The 22,544-nt window shown below is 65.9% G+C and carries 24 protein-coding genes; 18 read left to right on the top strand and 6 right to left on the bottom strand.

Features of this window, described 5'->3' with window-relative positions; all coding sequences use genetic code 11:
- The first annotated feature begins 88 nt into the window (after positions 1-88).
- The 4 genes from pmbA to BM031_RS15205 are packed head-to-tail and all read left to right on the top strand — an operon-like array spanning position 89 to position 3,093.
- The gene (gene pmbA / locus BM031_RS15190; RefSeq protein WP_091875406.1) at positions 89-1,441 is read left to right on the top strand and encodes a metalloprotease PmbA; all 1,353 of its coding nucleotides are present in this window, start codon (positions 89-91) and stop codon (positions 1,439-1,441) included.
- A 13-nt stretch (positions 1,442-1,454) separates the two neighbouring features.
- A complete protein-coding gene (locus tag BM031_RS15195) occupies positions 1,455-1,694 on the top strand; it encodes a hypothetical protein (protein WP_091875407.1) in 240 nt (79 codons plus the stop codon).
- 30 nt (positions 1,695-1,724) lie between these two features.
- Positions 1,725-2,681, top strand: a complete 957-nt coding sequence (locus BM031_RS15200) for a DUF4214 domain-containing protein (RefSeq protein ID WP_091875408.1) — start codon at positions 1,725-1,727, stop codon at positions 2,679-2,681.
- Positions 2,674-3,093 carry a DUF1801 domain-containing protein gene (locus BM031_RS15205; RefSeq protein ID WP_091875409.1) on the top strand — a complete coding sequence of 140 codons (420 nt, stop codon included), beginning with the start codon at positions 2,674-2,676 and terminating at the stop codon, positions 3,091-3,093. The genes BM031_RS15200 and BM031_RS15205 overlap by 8 nt, the downstream gene beginning before the upstream one ends.
- A gap of 10 nt (positions 3,094-3,103) precedes the next feature.
- Here BM031_RS15205 and BM031_RS26240 read toward each other — a convergent pair whose 3' ends face one another.
- From BM031_RS26240 to paaX, 4 genes are all read right to left on the bottom strand, one after another.
- Positions 3,104-5,047, bottom strand: coding sequence for a DUF4214 domain-containing protein (locus BM031_RS26240; protein WP_143084605.1), 1,944 nt, complete (start codon positions 5,045-5,047; stop codon positions 3,104-3,106).
- A gap of 131 nt (positions 5,048-5,178) precedes the next feature.
- On the bottom strand, positions 5,179-5,415 hold the full coding sequence (locus tag BM031_RS15215; RefSeq protein ID WP_091875411.1) for a hypothetical protein: 237 nt from the start codon (positions 5,413-5,415) through the stop codon (positions 5,179-5,181).
- Positions 5,412-6,560 carry a M14 family metallopeptidase gene (locus BM031_RS15220; protein WP_091875412.1) on the bottom strand — a complete coding sequence of 383 codons (1,149 nt, stop codon included), beginning with the start codon at positions 6,558-6,560 and terminating at the stop codon, positions 5,412-5,414. Before BM031_RS15220 ends, BM031_RS15215 begins: the two co-directional genes overlap by 4 nt.
- A gap of 51 nt (positions 6,561-6,611) precedes the next feature.
- The gene (gene paaX / locus BM031_RS15225) at positions 6,612-7,550 is read right to left on the bottom strand and encodes a phenylacetic acid degradation operon negative regulatory protein PaaX (RefSeq protein WP_091875474.1); all 939 of its coding nucleotides are present in this window, start codon (positions 7,548-7,550) and stop codon (positions 6,612-6,614) included.
- Positions 7,551-7,642: 92 nt separating this feature from the next.
- Between paaX and paaA the strand changes: the two genes are divergently transcribed.
- From paaA to BM031_RS15290, 13 genes are all read left to right on the top strand, one after another.
- Complete coding sequence (gene paaA / locus BM031_RS15230; protein ID WP_091875413.1) at positions 7,643-8,626, top strand: 1,2-phenylacetyl-CoA epoxidase subunit PaaA; 984 nt, start codon at positions 7,643-7,645, stop codon at positions 8,624-8,626.
- A 71-nt stretch (positions 8,627-8,697) separates the two neighbouring features.
- On the top strand, positions 8,698-8,982 hold the full coding sequence (paaB, locus tag BM031_RS15235; protein ID WP_091875414.1) for a 1,2-phenylacetyl-CoA epoxidase subunit PaaB: 285 nt from the start codon (positions 8,698-8,700) through the stop codon (positions 8,980-8,982).
- An 8-nt stretch (positions 8,983-8,990) separates the two neighbouring features.
- Positions 8,991-9,743, top strand: a complete 753-nt coding sequence (paaC, locus tag BM031_RS15240) for a 1,2-phenylacetyl-CoA epoxidase subunit PaaC (RefSeq protein WP_091875475.1) — start codon at positions 8,991-8,993, stop codon at positions 9,741-9,743.
- Complete coding sequence (gene paaD / locus BM031_RS15245; RefSeq protein WP_091875415.1) at positions 9,743-10,255, top strand: 1,2-phenylacetyl-CoA epoxidase subunit PaaD; 513 nt, start codon at positions 9,743-9,745, stop codon at positions 10,253-10,255. Before paaC ends, paaD begins: the two co-directional genes overlap by 1 nt.
- Before the next feature lies 1 nt (position 10,256).
- Positions 10,257-11,333 carry a 1,2-phenylacetyl-CoA epoxidase subunit PaaE gene (gene paaE, locus BM031_RS15250; RefSeq protein ID WP_091875416.1) on the top strand — a complete coding sequence of 359 codons (1,077 nt, stop codon included), beginning with the start codon at positions 10,257-10,259 and terminating at the stop codon, positions 11,331-11,333.
- Positions 11,334-11,507: 174 nt separating this feature from the next.
- Positions 11,508-12,299, top strand: coding sequence for a 2-(1,2-epoxy-1,2-dihydrophenyl)acetyl-CoA isomerase PaaG (gene paaG, locus BM031_RS15255; RefSeq protein ID WP_091875417.1), 792 nt, complete (start codon positions 11,508-11,510; stop codon positions 12,297-12,299).
- A 4-nt stretch (positions 12,300-12,303) separates the two neighbouring features.
- Entirely contained in the window at positions 12,304-13,842 is a 1,539-nt protein-coding gene (paaH, locus tag BM031_RS15260) for a 3-hydroxyacyl-CoA dehydrogenase PaaH (protein WP_091875418.1), read from the top strand.
- A complete protein-coding gene (gene paaI, locus BM031_RS15265) occupies positions 13,835-14,266 on the top strand; it encodes a hydroxyphenylacetyl-CoA thioesterase PaaI (protein WP_091875419.1) in 432 nt (143 codons plus the stop codon). Before paaH ends, paaI begins: the two co-directional genes overlap by 8 nt.
- A 20-nt stretch (positions 14,267-14,286) precedes the next feature.
- A complete protein-coding gene (gene paaK / locus BM031_RS15270) occupies positions 14,287-15,600 on the top strand; it encodes a phenylacetate--CoA ligase PaaK (RefSeq protein WP_091875420.1) in 1,314 nt (437 codons plus the stop codon).
- 16 nt (positions 15,601-15,616) lie between these two features.
- Complete coding sequence (pcaF, locus tag BM031_RS15275; protein ID WP_091875421.1) at positions 15,617-16,819, top strand: 3-oxoadipyl-CoA thiolase; 1,203 nt, start codon at positions 15,617-15,619, stop codon at positions 16,817-16,819.
- Positions 16,820-16,822: 3 nt separating this feature from the next.
- Positions 16,823-17,422, top strand: coding sequence for a phenylacetic acid degradation protein PaaY (gene paaY / locus BM031_RS15280; RefSeq protein ID WP_091875422.1), 600 nt, complete (start codon positions 16,823-16,825; stop codon positions 17,420-17,422).
- A 182-nt stretch (positions 17,423-17,604) separates the two neighbouring features.
- Positions 17,605-19,656, top strand: a complete 2,052-nt coding sequence (paaZ, locus tag BM031_RS15285; RefSeq protein WP_091875423.1) for a phenylacetic acid degradation bifunctional protein PaaZ — start codon at positions 17,605-17,607, stop codon at positions 19,654-19,656.
- Positions 19,657-19,683: 27 nt separating this feature from the next.
- Positions 19,684-20,148, top strand: a complete 465-nt coding sequence (locus tag BM031_RS15290; RefSeq protein WP_091875424.1) for a cupin domain-containing protein — start codon at positions 19,684-19,686, stop codon at positions 20,146-20,148.
- Here the strand turns inward: BM031_RS15290 and BM031_RS15295 are convergent.
- Together BM031_RS15295 and BM031_RS15300 are read right to left on the bottom strand one after the other, a co-directional pair.
- Complete coding sequence (locus tag BM031_RS15295) at positions 20,145-20,372, bottom strand: hypothetical protein (RefSeq protein WP_091875425.1); 228 nt, start codon at positions 20,370-20,372, stop codon at positions 20,145-20,147. The genes BM031_RS15290 and BM031_RS15295 overlap by 4 nt on opposite strands.
- A gap of 17 nt (positions 20,373-20,389) precedes the next feature.
- Positions 20,390-21,070 (bottom strand): HAD-IA family hydrolase, encoded by a 681-nt coding sequence (locus BM031_RS15300; protein ID WP_229408924.1) that lies wholly within the window; start codon positions 21,068-21,070, stop codon positions 20,390-20,392.
- 331 nt (positions 21,071-21,401) lie between these two features.
- Between BM031_RS15300 and rsgA the strand changes: the two genes are divergently transcribed.
- Positions 21,402-22,436 (top strand): ribosome small subunit-dependent GTPase A, encoded by a 1,035-nt coding sequence (gene rsgA / locus BM031_RS15305; protein ID WP_091875426.1) that lies wholly within the window; start codon positions 21,402-21,404, stop codon positions 22,434-22,436.
- The last annotated feature ends 108 nt before the right edge of the window (positions 22,437-22,544 follow it).

Raw genomic sequence — 22,544 nt, forward strand, 5'->3', positions numbered from 1 at the left:
ATTGTTCCGATTGGCCTTGGGCCGATCAGTGAAAACTGTAAACGGCTGCTATGATAACTGTTTTAGGGCTCGCTACGAAAAACACTATATGAACGACTCCGCGTTTACCCACACCCAGGACCAGCTGAAACAGCTTGCCCGCGACGTATTGGCGTTCGCGAAAGCGCAGGGCGCCACCGACGCATCGGTCGAAATCAGCGAAGGAAGCGGCCTGTCAGTTTCTGTGCGTAAAGGCAAAATCGAGACCATCGAGCAAAACCGCGACAAGGGGATCGGCGTCACCGTGTACTCCGGCCAGCGCCGCGGCAACGCCAATACCTCCGACTTTTCCACCAAGTCGCTGAAGGATACCGTGGAAGCGGCCTGGAACATCGCCCGTTTCACCGCCGAAGACGACTGCGCCGGCCTGCCCGACGCCGACCTGCTCGAAACCGCCCCGCGCGACCTGCGCCTGTACTACCCGTGGCTCATTTCCACCGAAGAAGCCGTCCAGCTGGCACAGCGCTGCGAAAACGCCGCCTTCGAGGTCGACCCGCGCGTCACCAACAGCGAAGGCGCCAGTGTGTACGTGCAGCAATCGCATTTCGTCGGCGCCAATTCGCGCGGCTTCATCGGCGGCTACCCGTTCTCGCGCCACACCATCTCGGTGGCGCCGATTGCCGGCAAGGGCAACAAGATGCAGCGCGACGACTGGTACACCTCGGCGCGCGACCCGAAAAAGCTGGGAAAGCCGGAAGCGGTCGGCCGCTACGCCGCCGAACGCGCCCTGGCGCGCCTGAACGCCCGCAAGTTGGATACCCGCACCTGCCCGGTGCTGTTCGAAGCGCCGCTGGCCGCCGGCCTGGTGGGCGCCTTCGTGCAAGCCACCTCGGGCGGCGCGCTCTACCGCAAGTCCACTTTCCTGCTCGATACCCTGGGCAAGCAGGTGTTCCCAAGCCACATCAATGTGGTCGAAGACCCGCACCTGGTGGGGGCGGTCGGCTCGGCCCCGTTTGACGAAGAGGGCGTGAAAACCCAGCGCCGCAAGGTGGTCGATAACGGCGTGCTGCAGGGCTACTTCCTGTCGTCGTATTCGGCACGCAAGCTGGGCATGCAGACCACCGGCAACGCCGGCGGCTCGCACAACCTCGACCTGGTGTCCACGCAGACCAAGCGCGCCGACGATTTCGAAGGCATGTTGCGCAAGATGGGCACCGGCCTGCTGGTTACCGAACTGATGGGCCAGGGCGTCAACTACGTGACCGGCGACTATTCGCGCGGCGCGTCCGGCTACTGGGTCGAGAACGGCGTGATCCAGTACCCGGTGGAAGAAATCACCATCGCGGGCAATATGCGCGAAATGTTCCAGCAGATCGTGGCCATCGGCAACGATGTCCTTACCCGCGGTAACAAGTCCACCGGCTCGATCCTGATCGAGAAGATGGTTATTGCCGGCAGCTGAACAGGAGAAAGCCATGAGCCAGTTCGTCCGTATCGACAAGGAAAACAGCCAGAAGACCGTGTTGCTCAACCTTGACCTGGTCGCTACCGTCGAGCTGTCCCAGCAGTCCGACCTGCTCAGCTCGGGCAACGACAGCCGCAAGGTCTACACGACCTTCCTGGCGCCGGACAAGACGGCGATCGCCACCCTGCATTTCGACACGATTGCCGACGCCAATGCCTGGGTACACCAGCACCTGGGCGTCGAGCTTTAAGCGTTTCACTTACCTGCAAGCGGAGGCATCATGGCCAAAGTCGTATTGTCCCAAGCATTCGATTTCCGCACCGTGCAGGACTGGAACTGGATCCTGCGCGATACCAGTTTCAGCCAGGCATTTATCGCCAACACCACCTACCGGCAAGCCTTCGACGGCGAGTTCTTCGATACGCCTAACACCAGCCTGCAGGGCGTGGTCAAGGCCTCGTCCTTCCTCATGCGCGGCGAGCTGGTCTACAGCATCACGGGGCTGGAGCACGACGCCCTGCTGTTGGCGCCCTATATCGAACGGCGCGGCGACCTGCGCGGCCTCTACGAACCCTTCCTCGCGGGCGACGACTCGATTACCGGCAGCGCAGGCAACGATGGCCTGATGGGCTTTGCCGGCAACGACCTGCTGCGCGGCGGCGGCGGGAACGACTGGATCTCGGGCGGGGCGGGCAGCGATTTCGCCCAGTACTCCGGCGTGCGCGCCGGCTTCACGATCAGCCGCACGGGCCTGGATGTCACGGTGGCGGACGACGCCGGCGCCGAAGGCATCGACAGCCTGACCGAAGTCGAGCGCCTGGTGTTCCGCGACACCAACGTGGCGCTGGACGTGGGCGTGGGCGAAATCGGCGGCCGCGCCTATCGCCTGTACGAGGCCGCCTTCAACCGCACGCCGGACGCGGCCGGCGTCGGCTTCTGGATCCGGGCGCTGGACCGCGGCGTGTCCGTCAGCGCGGTGGCGCAGGGCTTCCTCGACTCGCAGGAATACATCGACGCCTACGGGTCGGCCATGTTGAACCGCGACCTGGTCACCCGCTACTACACCAACATCCTCGACCGCGCACCCGAGCAGGCCGGCATCGATTTCTGGATGGCCAAGCTGGAGGGCGGCGTTTCGCGCGCCGACGTGCTGGCCGGGATCAGCGAGAGCCAGGAAAACATCAGCGGCAGCGCGGCCGTCATTGCCAACGGCTTCGCCTACACCCCCTATGGCTGAGAACAAGACTGTCCCGACCGACGCGAGCGTGCGCGCCTATTTCGACGCGATCGAGGACGCCACGCGGCGCCAGGATTGCGAAACGATCGCTGCGATGATGGAAAAAGTAACCGGCGAGCCGCCGGTGATGTGGGGCCCCGGTATCGTGGGCTTCGGCAGCTACCACTACACCTATGCCAGCGGACGTGAGGGCGATGCGCCGCTGGCCGGTTTCGCGTCGCGCAAGGGCGACATCAGCATCTACCTGTCCTGCGACGCGCCTGCCCAGGATGCGCTGCGCGAGCGCCTTGGCAGGCACAAGATGGGCAAGTCCTGCCTGTACGTGCGTTGCCTGGCCGATGTCGACCAGAGCGTGCTGCAGCAGATGGTGGCGGATGCGGCAGACGATACGCGCAAGCGCTACCCAGGATGACTGGTGGCGCTCAGCCGCCGTAGGGTATGAAGGGAATGCCGTTGGCAATCAAGGCTGCCACGGCAGCATTGTTTTCGGCGCTTTCGCTGATCGACGCCAGCACGGTCGGGACATTGGCCTTGCCCTGGTCGAGGATATCGAGCCAGAAGGCATAACCGGCCGGCTCCGGATCGCGGTGCAGGATGTTCTTGTACATACGCGTCACCAGCTCGGTATTCGACGGCGCGTTGCCATACAGCTGAACGAATTCGCGCGAGGCCGCGAAGCCGCCTGCAATGTCCACCAGCGAGGTGTCGCCGTCCATCTGCGATAGCCAAAAGCCCATCCCCGCTTCGTCCGGTGCACGGTCGAAGGCCGCCCGGTAGATGCGGAAGGTCTGGCCCGCGGCGCCGTCGAGGTCGAGTGCGACGCTGATGTCGGAGAACTGCAGGCGCTCAATGCCGGTCAGCAGGTGGGCGCCGCTTCCGGGCATGTCGTTATTGACCACTGCGTAGCCGGTTGCAGTGCGCGTCACCGTGTAGTCGGTGCTGGCCTGGGCGAAGCGCACCTGGTCGACGCCGGCGCCGCCATTCAAGGTATCGCCGGCGTCGTCGTTGGCCACCAGCAGGTCGTTGCCGTCGCCGCCATCGAGCCAGCCTGCGCCGTCCAGGCTGACCAGGGTATCGTCGCCGGCGCCGCCCTCGAGGGTCGCGCCCCGGTAGGCGGCCAGGTAGTCGTTGCCCTCGCCGCCGCGCAGCGTGTACTTGCCCGTCGACGGGAAGTCGCCCGTGTTATAGCCGAGCAGGCGGTCGTTCCCCGCGCCGCCGTCGAGCAGGTTATTTCCGGTCGAGCGTGCCTCCAGGACATCGTTCCCGGCGCCGCCGTAGAGTTCGTTGTTGCCTTCGGTGGAGGTGTCGAACAGCATATCGTCACCATCGCCGCCGAGCAGGATATCATTGCCTTCGCCGCCTTCGAGGCTGTCGTTGCCGTCACCGCCTTCGAGGCGATCATTGCCGCCCATGCCGTTCAGGATATCGTCGCCGCCATTGCCGACCAGGCGGTCGTTCATCTGGCCGCCGACCAGGATGTCGCCTGCGCCCGTGCCGGACAGATCCAACCCGGTCGTGCTGCCGGCCGGGTCGAAGCCACCGGTGAAGTTGGACGCACCCAGCTGCGATGGCTGCACACCCGCCAGTTGCACGACGGGAACATAACTCGTTCCCGAACGTAGCTGCACCAGGGTGTCGCTACCCGTGGCGACCAAGCGCAGCAGTCCACTCGCGAAGGGGTTGGCCGCGTCGTTGTAGGGCAGGAACCAGGACAGGTCGATGATGTCGCCGCCGGGCCCGGCCGCGAAATCGGCAATGTGCAGCTGGCTTCCCGCCAGCAGCGCTGCCGTGCCGGAGATAACGTAGGTATCGATGCCGCCGCCGCCGCTCATGCTCAGTCGGCCTAGGATTGGTCCTGCCACGTCCAGTTCGAATCGGTCGGCACCGTTGCCGCCGCTGGCCACGGTATTGATTGCCTTCGTGCTGGACAGGGTAATCGCAATGAGGTCGTCACCGGCGCCGCCTGCGTAATCGTAACCGTTATATCCGCGCAGCACATCGTTGCCGGCGCCGCCATCAAGCAGTCCAGTCGAGCCCGCGATGCCGGTCATCAAACAACCTTGCAGGAAGTCGTTGCCGTCGCCGCCGCGCAGTTGGTCATTGCCTTCTACGTCTTCCAAGTAGTCGTCGCCCGTGCCGCCTTCGAGGATATCGTCGCCGGCGCCGCCGATCAGGATATCGTTGCCGCCAAGGCCACGCAGGACGTCGTCGCCCGCACCGCCAGAAAGCTCGTCGGCTTCCTCGCTGCCTTCCAACGTATCGGCTCCCGCGGTACCAGTGGCACGCAGGGCATGGGCCGCAGAATTGGATCCAGTATGGATTGCTGGAATGGCGGGCGGAGTAGGAGCGGAGGTAGTGGAGGACATGGCTGGGAATGGATTTTTCTCAGCTGCAACTATGTCCTAAGCGTGTTTTATTGTCGAGCTGAAACACGGCTGGACAGGAGTTGTGTTGCTGCGCGGATACGGATTTTTGTAAGCGCGCAGCAGGAGCCGGATTAACTTGGCAATTCGATACGACTCAGGCGCTGGCCGAAGATCCCCCAGCTACGCGGCTCGCCCTCGACCGTGGCCTTGAGCACCCAGCCGGTGCCGACCTTCTCGACCGTCACGTCGGTTTCCAGCTCCCTGGCCACCTTCTCGGCCCAGGCTTGCGCCGAGCCGCGGCCCTTGAACAGCTCCTGGCCTTCGAAGACCACGGTGGCGTCGAATACCGATGCGGCGAAGACCGTCATGCCTTGCCCTGTGCGGCCAGGGTGCGCACGGCGTTGAGCACCGGTTGCAGCACCGCGCCGCCCAGGCGTGCGCTGCGGGCGCCGTCCCAGCCCACCAGCAGGTCCGGATCGTTGGCGTTGTCCTTGAACGGCAGTTCCAGGGTCAGCGACAGGCAGCCGAAGGCGTGGGTGATGTGCGGCGAACCCATGGTGAGCGTTTCTTCCGTGTACGGGGTCTGGCCGTAGCCGTGTTCGTCCTGGAAGTCCGGGCTGGCGATCTTGAAGTCGTCGATGAAGCGCTGCTGCTGGGCGGCTTGCGCGTCGGTCCAGGTCGGGAGCGATTCGCTGCCGGCCACGAACACGTAAGGCAGGCCTTCGTCGCCGTGCACGTCCAGGCACAGGTCGACGCCGGTTTCATGCATCTTTTTCAGCACCAGGAACACTTCCGGGCTGCGTTCCATGGTCGGGTTCAGCCACTCGCGATTGAGGTTGGCGCCGGCCGCATTGGTGCGCAGGTTGCCGCGCACCGAGCCGTCCGGGTTCATGTTCGGCACCACGTAGAACACCGACTCTTTCAGGAGCTGGCGTCCGAACGGATGGGCCGGGTCGAGCAGGGCGTCGAGCATGCCTTCCACGAACCACTCGGCCATCGTCTCGCCCGGGTGCTGGCGTGCGATCACCCAGACTTTTTTCTTTTCCGGCGACGGCTCGCCGATGACCAGCATGTTCAGGTCGCGGCCGTCGACGGTGGAGCCGAGATCGAGCATGCGCACGTTCTCCGACATCTGGGCGCGGTCGAGCAGCTCCAGGTGGCGTTCCCACGAATACGGCTCGAAGTAGGCGTAGTACACGCTGTCCATGCCCGGGGTGTGCTCGATGCTCAGTACCTGGCCGTCGAAGCTGGTGGGCACGCGGAACCAGTTGATGCGGTCATAGCTCGCCATCGCCTGGTAGCCTTCCCAGCCGGCCGGATAGGCGGCCTGGCCGGCATTGAGGAAGCGGATCGTGCACGCCTGCCCCTGCGCGCCCTGCAGGCGGAAATAGAACCACTGGATGATGTCGGCGTGCGAATCCTTGCGGATGTTCAGGTCGATGGCGTTCGCGCTTGTGGCGTTCACGACATCGATGGCGCCAGCGTCGAACTGGCTGCTGATCTTGATAGACATGGTGTGTCCTGTCGGTATTTATGTGTTGGGGTGTGAGCGAAAGTGATAATTTTACAGTAACGCTCTGGCCAGGCCACCGAAGCGCTCATGGAAGTCGCTGTTGGCGGGCGGCGTGGTCTCGTCTTCGCGCAGCAGCATCGCCATGATGTGCTGCTCGGCCTGGCGGTAGGTCAGCAGGTAGATCTCCTTGGCCAGTGCATAGGCGGCCGACCCCGGCCACGGGGTGGGCAGCAGCTCGAGCGGCAGCATCGGGTCGTGCAACTGCACCCGGCGGTAGGCATGGATCAGCAGGGTGCGGATCGCGAAGGCGTCCTGCGGGCCAATGTCGGGCTGCTTGCCCAACAGGCCCAGTACCGGCGTAAACGCGTCGATGAACTGGCGGTAGCTGGCGGCCACGCCCGACAGGTCCCAGCCGTCGCCCACCAGCTCGGACAGCGGGCGCGAACCGGCGCCCGCCAGCTCGGTGGCGTCGCACACGAAGACCTTTCCGTCGGCGCCGCAGCGCGCCAGGATCTCGTGCAGGGTGTCGCGGGACGGCGCCGGGTGCGCCATCACGCCGGTGGCCAGCATGGTAAATCCTTCCCATTCGAGTTCCTTGCGCAGCAGCGCGCGCAGGTCGCCGTCGATGCTGCCGTTCGGGGCCAGCACGAAGGTCCAGCGGCCGTCCCAGTGCAGGCCCGGCGGCGAATAGATGCGGCGGTTGGCCCGTTCGAAGCGCGGCAGGGCCTTCGGTTCGAGCGCGTAGCGGCTGCGCCGGCCTTCGCGGCTGGCCACCAGCCAGCCTTCCTGCACCAGGCGGAACACGCTGGTGCGCACCAGCCGGTCGGATACGCCAAGCGGGCCCAGCAGCTCGATGGTGCTGCCCAGCCAGAAGGCGCCGCCGTGCGGCGCGATGGCGTCGCCGCACAGGGTCATCACCAGCGATTTGTGGCGCGGCGGATCGGTCGCGAGGAAGTGGGCGATCCAGTCGCTGGTGCTGCTTGGCTGCATGGGCTTGGTCGCAATATGATTCAAAATTTCGGTGTACATCTATTTTTTTGTATCGTATTATGGATTGAACGGGATTGCAATGGAGGCCTAGCATGTACGCACAAATGGTGGAGACCGGACTGAAGAAAGTCCGCACCGAGGAAGACATGAGCGCGGAAGAAGCCGCGTTCCAGGCGCGGATCGACGCCGGTATCAAGATCGAGGCCAAGGACTGGATGCCCGATGCCTACCGCAAGACCCTGATCCGCCAGATTTCGCAGCACGCGCATTCCGAGATCGTCGGCCAGCTCCCGGAAGGGAACTGGGTCACGCGCGCGCCCACGCTCAAGCGCAAGTCGGTCCTGCTGGCCAAGATCCAGGACGAGGCCGGCCACGGTTTGTACCTGTACAGCGCCGCCGAGACCCTGGGCGTGTCGCGCGACGAGTTGCTGCATGCCCTCCACTCGGGCAAGGCTAAATATTCGAGCATCTTCAACTACCCCACGCTGAGCTGGGCCGACATGGGCGCCATCGGCTGGCTGGTGGACGGCTCGGCCATCATCAACCAGATCCCGCTGTGCCGCTGCTCGTACGGCCCGTACGCGCGCGCCATGATCCGCGTCTGCAAGGAAGAATCCTTCCACGCGCGCCAGGGCTACGACATCATGATGAGCCTCGCGCAAGGCACGCCGGAACAGAAGGCGATGGCGCAGGATGCGCTGAACCGCTGGTGGTGGCCTTCGCTCATGATGTTCGGCCCGTCGGATGCCGAATCGGTCAACAGCGCCCAATCGGCCGCCTGGCGCATCAAGCTGTTCTCGAACGACGAGCTGCGCCAGCGCATGGTCGACCAGACCGTGCCCCAGATCGAATACCTCGGCCTGACGGTGCCCGACCCCGACCTTACATGGAACGCCGAGCGCGGCTCCTACGACTTCGGCGCCATCGACTGGAGCGAGTTCCAGAACGTCCTGAAGGGCAACGGCCCCTGCAACCGCGAACGCCTGCGTACCCGCGTCAAGGCTTGGGACGATGGCGAATGGTTCCGCGACGCCCTGGTGGCGCACGCCGACAAGAAAACAGCCAAGGCCGCGTAGGGTGTTCGGCTTCGCCGAACGCGCGTCCAACGCAGGCCCGCATGACGAATACAAAGCACGGAGACAAGAATATGAGTAAAGAATGGCCGCTGTGGGAAGTCTTCATCCGCAGCCAGCACGGCCTGGCCCACAAGCACGTGGGCAGCCTGCACGCACCCGACGCCGAAATGGCCGTCAATAACGCACGCGACGTCTACACGCGCCGCAACGAAGGCGTCTCGATCTGGGTCGTGCGCGCCAACGACATCGTGGCTAGCAGCCCGTCCGACAAGGAAGCGCTGTTCGAGCCTGCCAACAGCAAGGTGTACCGCCACCCGACCTTCTTCCCGATGCCGGAAGAAGTGAAAAACCTGTGAGCCCGGCCGTGGACGCAAAAATCGACTACCTGCTGCGCCAGGGCGACAATGCACTGATCCTCTCGCAGCAGCTGTGCCAGCTGTGCGGCAAGGGCCCGGCCCTGGAAGAAGACATGGCGCTGTCCAACGTCGCCCTCGACCTGCTGGGCCAGACCCGCATGTGGCTGACCTATGCCGGCGAACTGGAAGGCAAGGGCCGCGACGAAGACCGCCTGGCCTTCCACCGCGACGCCGGCGACTACCGCAACTGCCAGCTGGTCGAGCAGCCCAACGGCAGCTACGCCGACGTCATGATGCGCCAGTTCCTGTTCGATACCTGGCACTACTTCCTGATGGACGGCCTGGCCAAATCAAGCGACCCGCGCATCGCGGAGATCGCCCAGAAGTCGATCAAGGAAGTGACTTACCACCTGCGCCGTTCGGGCGACCTGGTGGTGCGCCTGGGCGACGGCAGCGACGTGAGCCACGCGAAGATGCAGGCCGCGCTGGACGACCTGTGGATGTACAGCGGCGAGATGTTCATCTACGACGACATCGACAACGCCATGGTGGAGCAGGGCGTTGCCCCGGCCGCGGAAGCGCTGCGCCGCCAGTTCCTCGACCACGTGGCCGAGGTGCTGGGCGAAGCCACCTTGGCGATGCCATCGCCGGATGCCTACATGCAGCGCGGCGGCAAGCAGGGACGCCACACCGAGCGCCTGGGATTCATCCTGGCCGAGATGCAGTTCCTGCAGCGCGCCTATCCGGGAGCGCAGTGGTAATGAACGCACTGGGCGTCACCCTCGAACAGGTCTGGGCCTGGCTCGGCGAGGTTGCCGATCCGGAGATCCCGGTCATCTCGGTGGTGGACCTGGGCATCGTGCGCGGCGTGGCGTTTGAAGGCGACGCCTGCGTGGTAACGATCACGCCCACTTATTCCGGCTGCCCGGCCATGCAGGTCATCGCCGATTCGGTGAAGGAAGCCTTGCAGGCCCACGGCCTGGAGCAGGTCCGCATCGTCAGCCAGCTGGCGCCCGCCTGGACCACCGACTGGATGAGCGAAGCCGGCAAGGCCGCGCTCAAGGGCTATGGCATCGCGCCCCCGGTGCAGCAGGCGATCGACATCAGCGGCCTGCACGCCGGCATCCGCAGCCGCGCCGCGCCGCAAGTCTCCTGTCCCAACTGCGGTTCGGCCCATACCCAACTGACCAGCGAATTCGGCTCGACCCCGTGCAAGGCCCTGTACAAATGCCTCGACTGCCGCGAGCCCTTCGACTATTTCAAGTGCCACTAAGATGAGCAAATTCTATCCACTGAGCGTGGCCGCGGTGAAGCATGAGACGCGCGACGCGATCGCCGTCACCTTCGATGTGCCGGCCGAACTCAAAACCCTGTTCGCCTACCAGCAGGGCCAGCACCTGACCCTGCGCGCCATGATCGACGGCGAGGACGTGCGCCGTTCCTACTCGATTTGTTCGGCCGTGCAGGATGACGTTCTACGCGTGGCGATCAAGCGCACCACGGGCGGCCTGTTCTCGACCTGGGCCAACGAGCACCTGGCGCCCGGCGCCACGCTGGAAGTCATGCCGCCGATGGGCCACTTCAACGTGCCGCTCGAGCCAGGCAGCGCGCGCCACTACCTGGCCTTCGCCGCCGGCAGCGGCATCACGCCGATCCTGTCGATCGTGAAGACCACGCTCCTGGCCGAGCCGAACAGCCGCTTCACCATCGTGTACGGCAACCGCGCCTCGTCCAGCGTGATCTTCCGCGACGAGCTGACCGACCTCAAGGACAGCTACATGGACCGGCTCAAGCTGGTGTATGTGATGAGCCGCGAGCAGCAGGACATCGAACTGTTCAACGGCCGCATCACCGAAGAAAAGTGCGGCCTGTTCCTGCGGCACTGGATCGACATCCGCGACATCGACGTGGCGTTTATCTGCGGCCCGGAAGACATGATGCACGGCGTCTCGCGCTCGCTGCAGCAGGCCGGCCTGGCGAAGGAAAAAATCCGTATCGAGCTGTTCGCCGCCAGCATCCCCAAGCACGAACACAAGCCGCGCAAGATCGAGGCGGGCGCGCAGCACCTGACCGAAGTCACCGTGATCATGGACGGCAGCGCCACCAGCTTCACGATGGACAAGGACAAGGAATCGCTGCTCGACGCCGGCCTGCGCGCCGGCATCGACATGCGCTACTCGTGCAAGGGCGGCGTGTGTTCGACCTGCCGCTGCAAGGTGCTGGACGGGCAAGTGGAAATGGACGTGAACTACGCACTGGAAGACTACGAAGTGGCGAGGGGGTTTGTGTTGAGTTGCCAGAGTTTTCCGATTACGGACAAGGTGGTGGTGGATTTCGACATCGCCGAATAAGGCTAGCGCCGCCTTTCCCCTCTAGCCCCAAGACCGTCGTACGCGCCACTGGCGCCTACGACTTCCCGCGAAGGCGGGAACCCAATTTGCGAGCGCAATCGAAACGCTACGAAATTAGGTTCCCGCCTGCGCGGGAACGACGGGCAAGCGATAACAATAAAATTGGAGACATCCATGACCTACGAATCCATCGAATTCAGCATCAACAACGGCATCGCCCTCCTCACCCTGAACCGCCCCGATCGCCTGAACAGCTTCACCCAGGCCATGCACCTCGAAGTGCGCGACGCCCTCGACCAACTCCAGGCCGATAAGTCGGTGCGCGTGCTGGTCCTCACCGGCGCCGGCCGCGGCTTCTGCGCCGGCCAGGACCTGCAAGACCGCGCCGTCGCCCCCGGCGCCCAAGCCGTCGACCTCGGCGAATCCGTCGAAAAATTCTACGCCCCCCTGGTCCTGGCCCTGAAGTCCCTCCCCATGCCCGTCATCTGCGCCGTCAACGGCGTGGCGGCCGGCGCGGGCGCCAACCTGGCGCTGGCCTGCGACATCGTGCTGGCGGCGAAATCGGCCAGCTTCATCGAAGCCTTCTGCAAGCTGGGCCTGATCCCCGACACCGGCGGTACCTGGCACCTGCCGCGCCTGATCGGCCAGGCACGCGCCACGGGCCTGGCCATGCTGGGCGACAAACTGAGCGCCGAGAAGGCCGAGCAGTGGGGCCTGATCTGGGCCTGCGTGCCCGACGAAGAACTGATGACCCAGGCCATGGCCATGGCCACCCACTTCGCCAGCGCGCCCACCAAGGGCCTGGCCTTCACCAAGAAAGCGCTGCAGGCCAGCTGGGCCAACACCCTGCCGGAACAGCTCAAACTCGAAGGCGAGATGATGCGCGAACTGGGCAACAGCCACGACTACCGCGAAGGCGTCGCCGCCTTCATCGCCAAGCGCCCGGCTCAATTCAAGGGAGAGTAAGACCATGCAGGCACTCGCGAAAGACAGCATCGTCGCCATCATCGGCAGCGGCGCCATGGGCGCAGGCATCGCACACGTCGCCGCCACCGCCGGCCACCAGGTGCTGCTGTTCGACACCCGCCTCGGGGCCGCAGACACGGCGATCAAGGGCATCACCGTCACCTTCGCCAAGCTGGTCGAGAAGGGCCGCATGAGCGCCGCCGACGCCGACGCAGCGGGCAAGCGGCTCATCAGCATCGGCAGCCTGCAGGAAGCAAAGGAGGCAGCACTGGTGGTGGAAGCCATCGTCGAGAACCTCGACGCCAAGCGCGCGCTGTTTACCGAGCTGGAAAGCATCGTGAGCCAGGAATGCATCCTGGCCACCAACACCTCGTCGATCTCGGTCACCGCCATCGCCGCGCCGCTGCGCCACCCGCAGCGCCTGGTCGGCATGCACTTCTTTAACCCGGTGCCGCTGATGGCGCTGGTCGAAGTCGTCAAGGGCATCGCCACCTCCGGCGACGTCGCCGACACCGTCTACGCCACCGCCGCAGCCTGGGGCAAGAACCCGGTGCACGCCAAGTCCACGCCCGGCTTCATCGTCAACCGCGTCGCCCGCCCGTACTACGCCGAGGCGCTGCGCCTGCTGCTGGAACAGGCAGCCGATGTCGCCACGCTCGACGCCGTGATGCGCGATTGCGGCGGCTTCCGCATGGGCCCCTTCGAGCTGATGGACCTGATCGGCCACGACATCAATTTCTCGGTCACGAACTCGGTCTACAACGCCTACTTCGGCGACCCGCGCTTCACCCCCTCGGTCCTGCAGCAGGAGCTGGTCAACGCCGGCTTCCTGGGCCGCAAGACCGGCCGCGGTTTCTACCGCTACGGCGAAGGCGCCGACAAGCCGGCCGTGCAGACCGAGGCGCCGCAACCCCGGCCCGCATCGGTCTCGATCGTCGGCAGCGAGTCGCCCGCACTGGCGCCGCTGGCGGCCCGCCTGGCCGGCGCCGGCTTCGAACTGCAGCATGAGGAAACCCTGGACAGCACGCCCGGCTTCGTCTGCCAGGGCGCCGCCGTCTACCTGAGCGACGGCCGCAGCGCCACCGAGCGCGCCGCCGAAAGCTGGCACGCCGACACCGTGGTCTACGACCTGCTGCTCGATGCAGCCGGCGCCACCCGCATCGCGCTGGCGCGCGCCGACCAGTGCAGCATCGAGGCCTACCACGCCGTCGTCGGCATGTTCCAGGCCGCCGGCTTCACCGTGTCGCGCTTCGACGACGTGCCGGGCATGCTGGTGATGCGCACCGTCGCCATGCTGGCCAACGAAGCGGCCGACGCGGTCAACCAGGGCGTGTGCAGCGCCGAAGCGGTGGACATCGCCATGCAGAAGGGCGTGAACTATCCACGTGGTCCGCTCGCCTGGGCCGACAGCGTCGGGCTGCAGCAGGTCGTCACCGTGCTGTCCAACCTGGCCGCCACCTATGGCGAAGACCGTTACCGGGTTTCGCCGCTGCTGCGCCGCAAGCTCGCGGCAGGCGGCGAAGGAGCGCGCTTCCATGCATAGCAACGCGCAAGCGCTGGCCGAACTGGCCGGCAAGACCATGTTTGAGCGCGACCAGGCCAGCCAGGCGCTGGGCATGACGCTCGACGAGATCCGGCCCGGCTACGCGCGCATGTCGATGCCGGTGCGCGCCGACATGCTCAACGGGCACGCCACCTGCCACGGCGGCTACATCTTCATGCTGGCCGACAGCGCCTTCGCCTTCGCCTGCAACTCGCACAACTTCAATACCGTGGGCGCCGGCTGCACCATCGACTACCTGTCGCCCGGGCGCGAAGGCGACGTGCTGGTGGCCGAAGCGGTGGAACAGGCGCTGCAGGGCAAGACCGGCGTCTACGACATCAAGGTCAGTAGCCAGGACGGGCGCACGATCGCGCTGTTCCGCGGGAAGTCGCACCGCGTCAGCGGCATGGTGGCAGAGCTTTAGCAACACACAGGAGGTCGACGATGGTCCAACGTACACCCGCAGCCGGCGAGCTGGAGCCGATCGAACGCGCCAGCCGCGACGAGCTGCAGGCCCTGCAACTGGAGCGCCTGACGTGGTCGCTGCGCCACGCCTACGAGAACGTGCCGCATTACGGCGCCGCCTTCGACGCCGCAGGCGTGCACCCGGATGACCTGAAGTCGCTCGCCGACCTCGCGAAATTCCCGTTCACCGACAAGAAGACCCTGCGCGACAATTATCCGTTCGGCCTGTTCGCGGTGCCGCGCGAGCAGGTGGTGCGCATCCACGCCTCCAGCGGCACCACCGGCAAGGCGACCGTGGTCGGCTACACGGCGAAGGACATCGACACCTGGGCCGGCGTGGTGGCACGCTCGATCCGCGCCGCCGGTGGGCGCGCCGGCGACATGGTGCATATCTCCTACGGCTACGGCCTGTTCACCGGCGGCCTGGGCGCGCACTACGGCGCCGAGAAACTCGGCTGCACCGTGATCCCCATGTCCGGCGGCCAGACCGAGAAACAGGTGCAGCTGATCCAGGACTTCAAGCCCGCGATCATCATGGTCACGCCGTCCTACATGCTCAACATCATCGAGGAATTCACGCGCCAGGGGCTCGATGCGGCGCAGTCCTCGCTGAAGGTCGGCATCTTCGGCGCCGAACCCTGGACCGACGCCATGCGCCGCGAAATCGAGGCCCGCGCCGGCATCGACGCGGTCGACATCTACGGCCTGTCCGAAGTGATGGGCCCGGGCGTGGCGAGCGAGTGCATCGAGAGCAAGGACGGCCCGGTGATCTGGGAAGACCATTTTTACCCCGAGATCATCGACCCCGAAACCGGCGAGGTCCTGCCGGATGGCGAAGAGGGCGAACTGGTATTCACCTCGCTGACCAAGGAAGCGCTGCCGATCATCCGCTACCGCACCCGCGACCTCACCCGCCTGCTGGCGCCGACCTCGCGCTCCATGCGCCGCATGGGCCGCATCACGGGCCGCTCGGACGACATGCTGATCATCCGCGGCGTGAATGTGTTCCCGAGCCAGATCGAGGAAATCGTCTTGAAGATGCCGGCGCTGGCGCCGCAGTACCAGCTGGTGGTGGCGCGCGAGGGACACCTCGACACCCTGGCGGTGCTGGGCGAACTGCGCGACGCTTCGCTCTCGCCCGACGACGTGGAGATGCTCGGCCGCGAACTCCAGCATCGCATCAAGACGCTGGTGGGCGTGAGCACGCGCGTCAGCCTGCGCCCGCCCGGCGGCATCGAACGCACGCTCACCGGCAAGGCCCGGCGCGTGGTCGACCAGCGCCCGAAGAACTGAATACACAGGAGACCCCATGATTGACGCATTCATCTGCGACGCCATCCGCACCCCCTTCGGCCGCTACGGCGGCGCGCTGTCCACCGTGCGCGCCGACGACCTGGGCGCGCTGCCCATCGCCGCCCTCATTGCCCGCAACAAGGACGTGGACTGGGCTGCCATCGACGACCTGTTCTACGGCTGCGCCAACCAGGCCGGCGAAGACAACCGCAACGTCGGCCGCATGGCCGCGCTGCTGGCCGGGCTGCCGCAAGAGGTGCCGGCCAATACCATCAACCGCCTGTGCGGCTCGGGCATGGACGCTGTCGGCACCGCCGCCCGCGCCATCCGCGCCGGAGAAGCAAGCCTGATCATCGCCGGCGGCGTCGAAAGCATGACCCGCGCGCCCTTCGTGATGGGCAAGGCCGACAGCGCCTTCTCGCGCGGCGCCAGGATCGAAGACACCACCCTCGGCTGGCGCTTCGTCAACCCGCTGATGAAAGCCCGCTACGGCATCGACACCATGCCGCAAACCGCCGAGAACGTGGCACGCGAATTCAATATCAGCCGCGACGACCAGGACGCCTTTGCCCTGCGCAGCCAGCAGCGCTGGGCCGCGGCCCACGCCAAGGGCTATTTCCGCGACGAGATCGTGCCGGTGACGCTGCCCCAGAAGAAGGGCGAGCCACTGGTCTTCGACACCGACGAGCAGCCGCGCGAGACCAGCCTGGTCGCGCTGGCCAAGCTCAAGGGCGTGGTGACGCCGGACGGCTCGGTCACCGCGGGGAACGCCTCCAGCCTGAACGACGGCGCCTGCGCGCTGCTGCTGGCGTCCAGCGACGCCGCCGCCCGCCACGGCTTGACGCCGCGCGCGCGCGTGGTCGGCATGGCGACAGTCGGCCTGGCGCCGCGCATCATGGGCTTCGGCCCGTCGCCGGCCGTGAAAAAACTGCTGGCCCAGACCGGCCTGCGCCTGGACCAGATGGATGTCATCGAGCTCAATGAAGCTTTCGCGGCGCAAGGCCTGGCCGTCACGCGCGACCTTGGCCTGGCGGACGACGCCGAACACGTGAACCCGAACGGCGGCGCGATCGCGCTGGGCCACCCGCTGGGCGCTTCCGGGGCACGTTTGATCACCACCGCCGTCAACCAGCTGCACCGCACCGGTGGCCGCTACGCGCTGTGCACCATGTGCATCGGCGTGGGGCAGGGCATCGCGCTCATCGTCGAGCGGGTGTAAGCCATGGTCAAGGTGTACGAGATCGACGGCGTGCGGCCGGTGGTGCATCCCAGCGCCTACGTGCACCCGAGCGCGGTCCTGATCGGCGACGTGATCGTCGGCCCGCGCTGCTATATCGGGCCGCTGGCCTCCCTGCGCGGCGACTTCGGGCGCCTGATCCTGGAGGAGGGCGCCAACCTGCAGGATACCTGCGTGATGCATGGCTTCCCGGGTGAAGACACGGTGGTGGAAGTCGATGGCCACATCGGGCATGGCGCGGTGCTGCACGGCTGCCGCATCCAGCGCAATGCCATGGTGGGGATGAATGCGGTGGTGATGGACAAGGCGGTGGTCGGGGAAGAGTCGATCGTCGCCGCCATGAGCTTCGTGAAGGCCGGCATGATCATCCCGCCGCGCAGCATGGTGATGGGCACACCGGCCAAGGTCATGCGCGCGCTGACGGACGAAGACGTGAAATGGAAGAGTTTCGGCACGCGCCAGTACCACGACCTGAACGTGCGCTCGCTGCAGACGATGCGGGAGGTGGAGGCGTTCACAGAGGTGGAGCCTGGGCGCAAAGGCATCGATTTTGATATGGCGACGTCGCATAAGCCGAAAAGCTAAGCACTACCCGCAACTCCTCAACGTCGTACCGGCGAAGGCCGGTACCCAATTTTGTGTGCGCACCGCTAACGCTTCGCGGATGCGCCAGCGACATGCGAAAACCTTGGGTCCCGGCCTGCGCCGGGACGACGGTTTTGGGGCTGGTGGTGGACTGAAAAGACAACTGAACGGAGACTTACAACATGGGCAACATCGCAACCCTGCAAAGCCTGATCGCCGGCCGCTGGCACGGCGCTGAAGCATTCACCCCGCTGCACAGCGCGCTGAATAACGACCTGATCTTCCACACCCACGCCGAAAAGATCGACTTCAGCGAAGCCATCACCTACGCCCGCAAGACCGGCGTGAAGCAGCTGATGCAGCTCGATTTCCAAAAGCGCGCCCAGGTCCTCAAGGCCCTGGCCCTCTACATGATGGAGCGCAAGGAAGAGCTGTACGAGATCTCCCACCTTACCGGCGCCACCCGGCCTGACAGCTGGGTCGACGTCGAAGGCGGCATCGGCACGCTGTTCGCCTATGCCAGCATGGGTTCGCGCGAACTACCCTCGTCGAATGTGCTGCATGAAGGCCCGGCCATCGCCCTGGGCAAGCGCGGCGGCTTCTCCGGCACCCACATCCTGGTGCCGCGCGGCGGCCTGGCGGTGCACATCAATGCCTTCAACTTCCCGATCTGGGGCATGCTGGAAAAATTCGCGCCGAGCTTCCTGGCCGCGATGCCCTGCATCGTCAAGCCGGCCACCGCTACCAGCTACCTGACCCATGCCACCGTCAAGATGATGATGGAATCTAGCCTGCTGCCGGAAGGCGCGCTGCAGCTGGTCATCGGCAGTACCGGCGACCTGCTCGACCGCCTGGGCGGCTTCGACGCCGTCACCTTCACCGGCTCGGCCGACACCGCCGCCAAGCTGCGCGCCAACCCGAACCTGATCCGCGAATCGGTCCCGTTCACCGCCGAAGCCGACTCGCTCAACTGCGCCATCCTCGCGCCCGACGTCACCCCCGACGATCCTGAATTCGACCTGTTCGTGAAAGAAGTCGCGCGCGAGATGACCGGCAAGGCCGGCCAGAAGTGCACGGCGATCCGCCGCGTCATCGTGCCGGAGCAGCATGTGGACGCCGTCGGCCAGCGCCTGCGCGAACGCCTGGCCAAAATCACGGTGGGCAATCCGAAGATGGAAGGCGTGCGCATGGGCGCGCTGGCCTCGATGGACCAGCACCGCGACGTGACCGAGCGGGTCGAGATGCTCGCGCGCGGCAATGAAGTCCTGTTCAGCGCCCGCGACGGCTTCAAGCCGGTGGGCGAAGGTGTCGCCGGCGGCGCCTTCTTCGCGCCTACTTTACTCCTGTGCCGCAACGCGATGGTCAACGACGCCGTGCACGACGTCGAAGCCTTCGGCCCGGTCAGCACCCTGATGACCTACAGCGGCATCGACGAAGCCCTGGAGCTGGCCGCACGCGGCAAGGGTAGTTTGGTGACCACCCTGGTGACGAAAGACCCGGCCATTGCCGCCTACGCGGTGCCGGTGGCCGCCGCCTCGCACGGCCGCGTCCACATCCTCGACCGGGAATCGGCAGTCGATTCCACCGGCCACGGCTCGCCGCTGCCGCAGCTCAAGCACGGTGGTCCGGGCCGCGCCGGTGGCGGTGAAGAGCTGGGCGGCATCCGCGCCGTCAAGCACTTCCTGCAGCGCGCCGCCGTCCAGGGCTCGCCGACCATGCTGGGCGCCGTGACCGGCGAATACGTGCGCGGCGGCGCCGTGAAGGAAAGCGAGCTGCATCCGTTCCGCCGCCATTTCGAAGACCTCGAGATTGGCCACTCGCTGCTGACCCACCGCCGCACCGTGAGCGAGGCCGACATCGTCAACTTCGGCGGCGTGTCGGGCGACTACTTCTACATGCACTTCGACGACATCGCAGCCAGGGACACCCAGTTCGGCAAGCGCATTGCGCACGGCTACTTCGTGCTGTCGGCGGCGGCCGGCCTGTTCGTGTCGCCGGCCCCGGGCCCGGTGCTGGCCAACTATGGCCTGGACAACCTGCGCTTCGTGGCGCCGGTGGCCATCGGCGACACCATCCGCGCGCGCCTGACCTGCAAGCGCAAGGTCGACCGCAACCGCGTTGACGAGCAGGGGCGTGGCCAGGGCGTGGTGGCCTGGGACGTGCAGGTGACGAATCAACACGACGAACTGGTGGCGAGTTACGATATCCTGACGCTGGTACAAAAACGCGGCTAGGCCGCGACCAATCAAGGAGACCTTGGCATGGCGAGACTGGACCTGAGCAGCATTCCCGTAGTGAAAGGTACCGGCTATCCGGAACCGTTCGCCGAACTGGTGGACGGACGCAGCCGGCAAGCGCTGGGCGACGCCGGTGGACTGAGCCAGTTCGGCGCCAACCTGGTCGAGCTGCAGCCCGGCGCGGCCTCGTCGCAGCGCCACTGGCATTCGCATGAAGACGAGTTCGTCATGATGGTGTCGGGCGAGCTGGTGCTGGTCACCGACGAAGGCGAGACCATCATGCGGGCAGGGGACTGCGCGGCGTTTCCGGCGGGCAGGCCGAATGGCCACAACCTCGTCAACCGTGGCTGGGGCCCGGGCGTGTTCCTGTGTGTCGGATCGCGGGTGAAGGAAGACGTGGCGTCGTATCCGGACGTCGACCTGCGCTACGACAACGCCACCGAGGCATACACGCGCAAGGATGGCACGCCCTACCCGCCGCGCGGCTAGTCCAGCTTGCGCGCGTAGCCGTCCCTGACATGCCGGCTGATGAAGGTCGACAGCCCGCTTCCTGCGCGGGCTAGTTCCTGCATCGTGGCAATGTTTTCTGCACCCGCACTCTCTGCGGTGTAGAGATAGCGCTCGCCGTCACGGAACTTGACCGTGATCGCGCCATCGCCGATGTCATAGGCGACGACGCCGGATTCGCCGCTGAGGTCCCGGTAGCGCTGCATGCTTTCCTCCTTCTGTACTACATGGCCTTGCGGCGCACTTGCAGCAAGCCATTCCCGGTGCGCACGGCTTCCAGGTCGGCGTAGTCGGGCACGCCGGCCGACAGCGTCTCGACCGGATGGGTATGCGTGGCCGTCACCACGACGCTGTCCATGCCGGCCGCTTCCGCTGCCGCCAGGCCGATCGTCGTGTCTTCGAAGACCAGGCAGTTTTGCGGTGTCACGCCCAGCAGCTTGGCGCCCAGCAGGAAGGGATCCGGCGCCGGCTTGCCGCGCTTCACATCATCGGCCGACACCAGCAGCGGCGGCAAGGGCAGCCCGGCGGCAGCGATGCGGGCCGTGGCCAGCGCGCGCGAGGCCGAGGTGACGATGGCCCAGCGCTCGAGCGGCAGGCTGGCCAGGAAGCGTCCGACGCCGGCGATCTCTTCGATGTCGGCGACGTCGTCGATCTCTGCCAGGGCAATGCCCAGCGCCTCGGCCACCGGATCGACCCCCGGCAGGCCGAGCGCGCGGATGCTGTCTTCGGTGCGCTTGCCGTGGATGGTCGGCACGAAGCTGACAGGGTCGAGCCCGTGGCGGATGGCCCAGGCGGTCCAGACCCGTTCGGCGGACTTGATTGACGTCAGGATAGTGCCGTCCATGTCGAACAGGAAAGCCTCGTATTCGCGCGAAGGCAGGACGGTGGGATTGGTCGGGCTCACGGGTGCGGTCTCGTCGTTGACAGGAAAGAAACAGCATAGCGCAAATGGCCCATGTGCCTCGCCCCACAGGCCAGTCCCACCGGCCCTTGACGCCGCGAACGCTCACTGCCAGACTACCAATCCCTTCACCGATTCGAGGAGCCATCACATGAACCAGCCTGATACCGCCCTCCGGTCGGCCGCCTGATCCGCTCGTCCAGCACCACGCCGTAGCACGACGATGCACCGGGCGCGTTAGCGCGCCGACCTTCCATTCCTTGACCTTGCCGCGCCAATAGCGCGGCTGCCTGCGCACGCCTGTTGCGCCATCGAACTGGAATCTACCATCGTCATGATCGACTTCGATTTCCCGGCCCTGCACCGGATCGGCTTTACCCAACACTTCGTTTCCCAACTGGCGGCGGCATCGCCGCAACAGCGCCTCGCTCGCGTCACCTCGGTGCAGCGCGACGTGCTGATGCTGGACGACGGCCATGAGGCCTTCCCCGCGCGTTGCCCGCGCTTCGTTGCCAGCGGCCAGCCCGTGGTCGGCGACTGGGTGCTGAACACCCTCAACCGCGGCGAATACTGGATCGACAGCACGCTAGCCCCGACTACCCAGCTTTCCCGGCGCACGCCCTCGGGCCGCCAGCTGCTGGCCAGCAACGTCGACACGGCCTTGCTGCTGATGGGCCTGGACAACGACTTCAATCCACGCAGGATGGAGCGCTATATCGCCCTGGTACGCGCCTGCGGCGTGGCGCCCGTGATGGTCCTGACCAAGCCCGATATCGGCAGCGACGCCGCGCAAAAGATCGCGCAACTGCGCCAGCGCATCCCCGACGACGTGCCGGCGTTGAACCTGGTGCCGGCCGCGCAGGACGATGCGGGCGTGCTGGCGCCGTGGCTGGGGGCAGGGCAGACCCTGGTGCTGCTGGGCTCCTCGGGCGTCGGCAAGTCCACGCTCACCAATGCGCTCGCCAGCAGCAGCCAGGCCACCGGGGGCACCCGCCACGGCGACGACCGCGGCCGCCACACGACCACGGTGCGCTCGCTGCATCGCTGCCCGGGCGGCGCCTGCATCATCGATACGCCGGGCTTGCGCGCGTGGCAGCCGGATGCGGATGAGGATGACCTGGACATGTCGTTCAACGATATCGCCGCACTGGCCGACCAATGCCAGTTCCGCGACTGCCGCCATGAAAGCGAGCCGGGATGCGCGGTGCGGGGCGTGGTGGATGCGGACAGGCTGCAGAACTATCGCAAGCTGTTGCGGGAGGTGAGAAGGGCGGAGCAGACGGCGCTGGACAGGATTGCCGAGCGATCCAGGTGGAAGACGCTCAACAAGGAAGCGCGCCAGCGGGGCCGGGAAAAGCGAGGGGAATAGGTGGGTGGGCGGGTTTCCCGCCCGCGCGTTCAACCAGCGCAAGAATCGACGATGCGTCAATGTCAGCCAGGTTTGAACGCGCGGTCGGCCCAGCCGACCACCCTACGG

This window comes from Massilia yuzhufengensis (assembly GCF_900112225.1).
Lineage (GTDB): Bacteria > Pseudomonadota > Gammaproteobacteria > Burkholderiales > Burkholderiaceae_D > Telluria > Telluria yuzhufengensis.

Coding starts and splice junctions, on each gene's coding strand:
- paaX (WP_091875474.1), bottom strand. CDS start 7,550: ATGCAGCCAAGCAGCACCAGCGACTGGATCGCCCACTTCCTCGCGACC.
- paaG (WP_091875417.1), top strand. CDS start 11,508: ATGACCTACGAATCCATCGAATTCAGCATCAACAACGGCATCGCCCTC.
- paaA (WP_091875413.1), top strand. CDS start 7,643: ATGTACGCACAAATGGTGGAGACCGGACTGAAGAAAGTCCGCACCGAG.
- BM031_RS15295 (WP_091875425.1), bottom strand. CDS start 20,372: ATGCAGCGCTACCGGGACCTCAGCGGCGAATCCGGCGTCGTCGCCTAT.
- BM031_RS15215 (WP_091875411.1), bottom strand. CDS start 5,415: ATGACGGTCTTCGCCGCATCGGTATTCGACGCCACCGTGGTCTTCGAA.
- paaB (WP_091875414.1), top strand. CDS start 8,698: ATGAGTAAAGAATGGCCGCTGTGGGAAGTCTTCATCCGCAGCCAGCAC.
- paaZ (WP_091875423.1), top strand. CDS start 17,605: ATGGGCAACATCGCAACCCTGCAAAGCCTGATCGCCGGCCGCTGGCAC.
- paaY (WP_091875422.1), top strand. CDS start 16,823: ATGGTCAAGGTGTACGAGATCGACGGCGTGCGGCCGGTGGTGCATCCC.
- BM031_RS15220 (WP_091875412.1), bottom strand. CDS start 6,560: ATGTCTATCAAGATCAGCAGCCAGTTCGACGCTGGCGCCATCGATGTC.
- rsgA (WP_091875426.1), top strand. CDS start 21,402: ATGATCGACTTCGATTTCCCGGCCCTGCACCGGATCGGCTTTACCCAA.
- BM031_RS15290 (WP_091875424.1), top strand. CDS start 19,684: ATGGCGAGACTGGACCTGAGCAGCATTCCCGTAGTGAAAGGTACCGGC.
- paaK (WP_091875420.1), top strand. CDS start 14,287: ATGGTCCAACGTACACCCGCAGCCGGCGAGCTGGAGCCGATCGAACGC.
- paaI (WP_091875419.1), top strand. CDS start 13,835: ATGCATAGCAACGCGCAAGCGCTGGCCGAACTGGCCGGCAAGACCATG.
- BM031_RS26240 (WP_143084605.1), bottom strand. CDS start 5,047: ATGTCCTCCACTACCTCCGCTCCTACTCCGCCCGCCATTCCAGCAATC.
- BM031_RS15195 (WP_091875407.1), top strand. CDS start 1,455: ATGAGCCAGTTCGTCCGTATCGACAAGGAAAACAGCCAGAAGACCGTG.
- paaD (WP_091875415.1), top strand. CDS start 9,743: ATGAACGCACTGGGCGTCACCCTCGAACAGGTCTGGGCCTGGCTCGGC.
- pcaF (WP_091875421.1), top strand. CDS start 15,617: ATGATTGACGCATTCATCTGCGACGCCATCCGCACCCCCTTCGGCCGC.
- paaE (WP_091875416.1), top strand. CDS start 10,257: ATGAGCAAATTCTATCCACTGAGCGTGGCCGCGGTGAAGCATGAGACG.
- paaH (WP_091875418.1), top strand. CDS start 12,304: ATGCAGGCACTCGCGAAAGACAGCATCGTCGCCATCATCGGCAGCGGC.
- BM031_RS15200 (WP_091875408.1), top strand. CDS start 1,725: ATGGCCAAAGTCGTATTGTCCCAAGCATTCGATTTCCGCACCGTGCAG.
- pmbA (WP_091875406.1), top strand. CDS start 89: ATGAACGACTCCGCGTTTACCCACACCCAGGACCAGCTGAAACAGCTT.
- BM031_RS15205 (WP_091875409.1), top strand. CDS start 2,674: ATGGCTGAGAACAAGACTGTCCCGACCGACGCGAGCGTGCGCGCCTAT.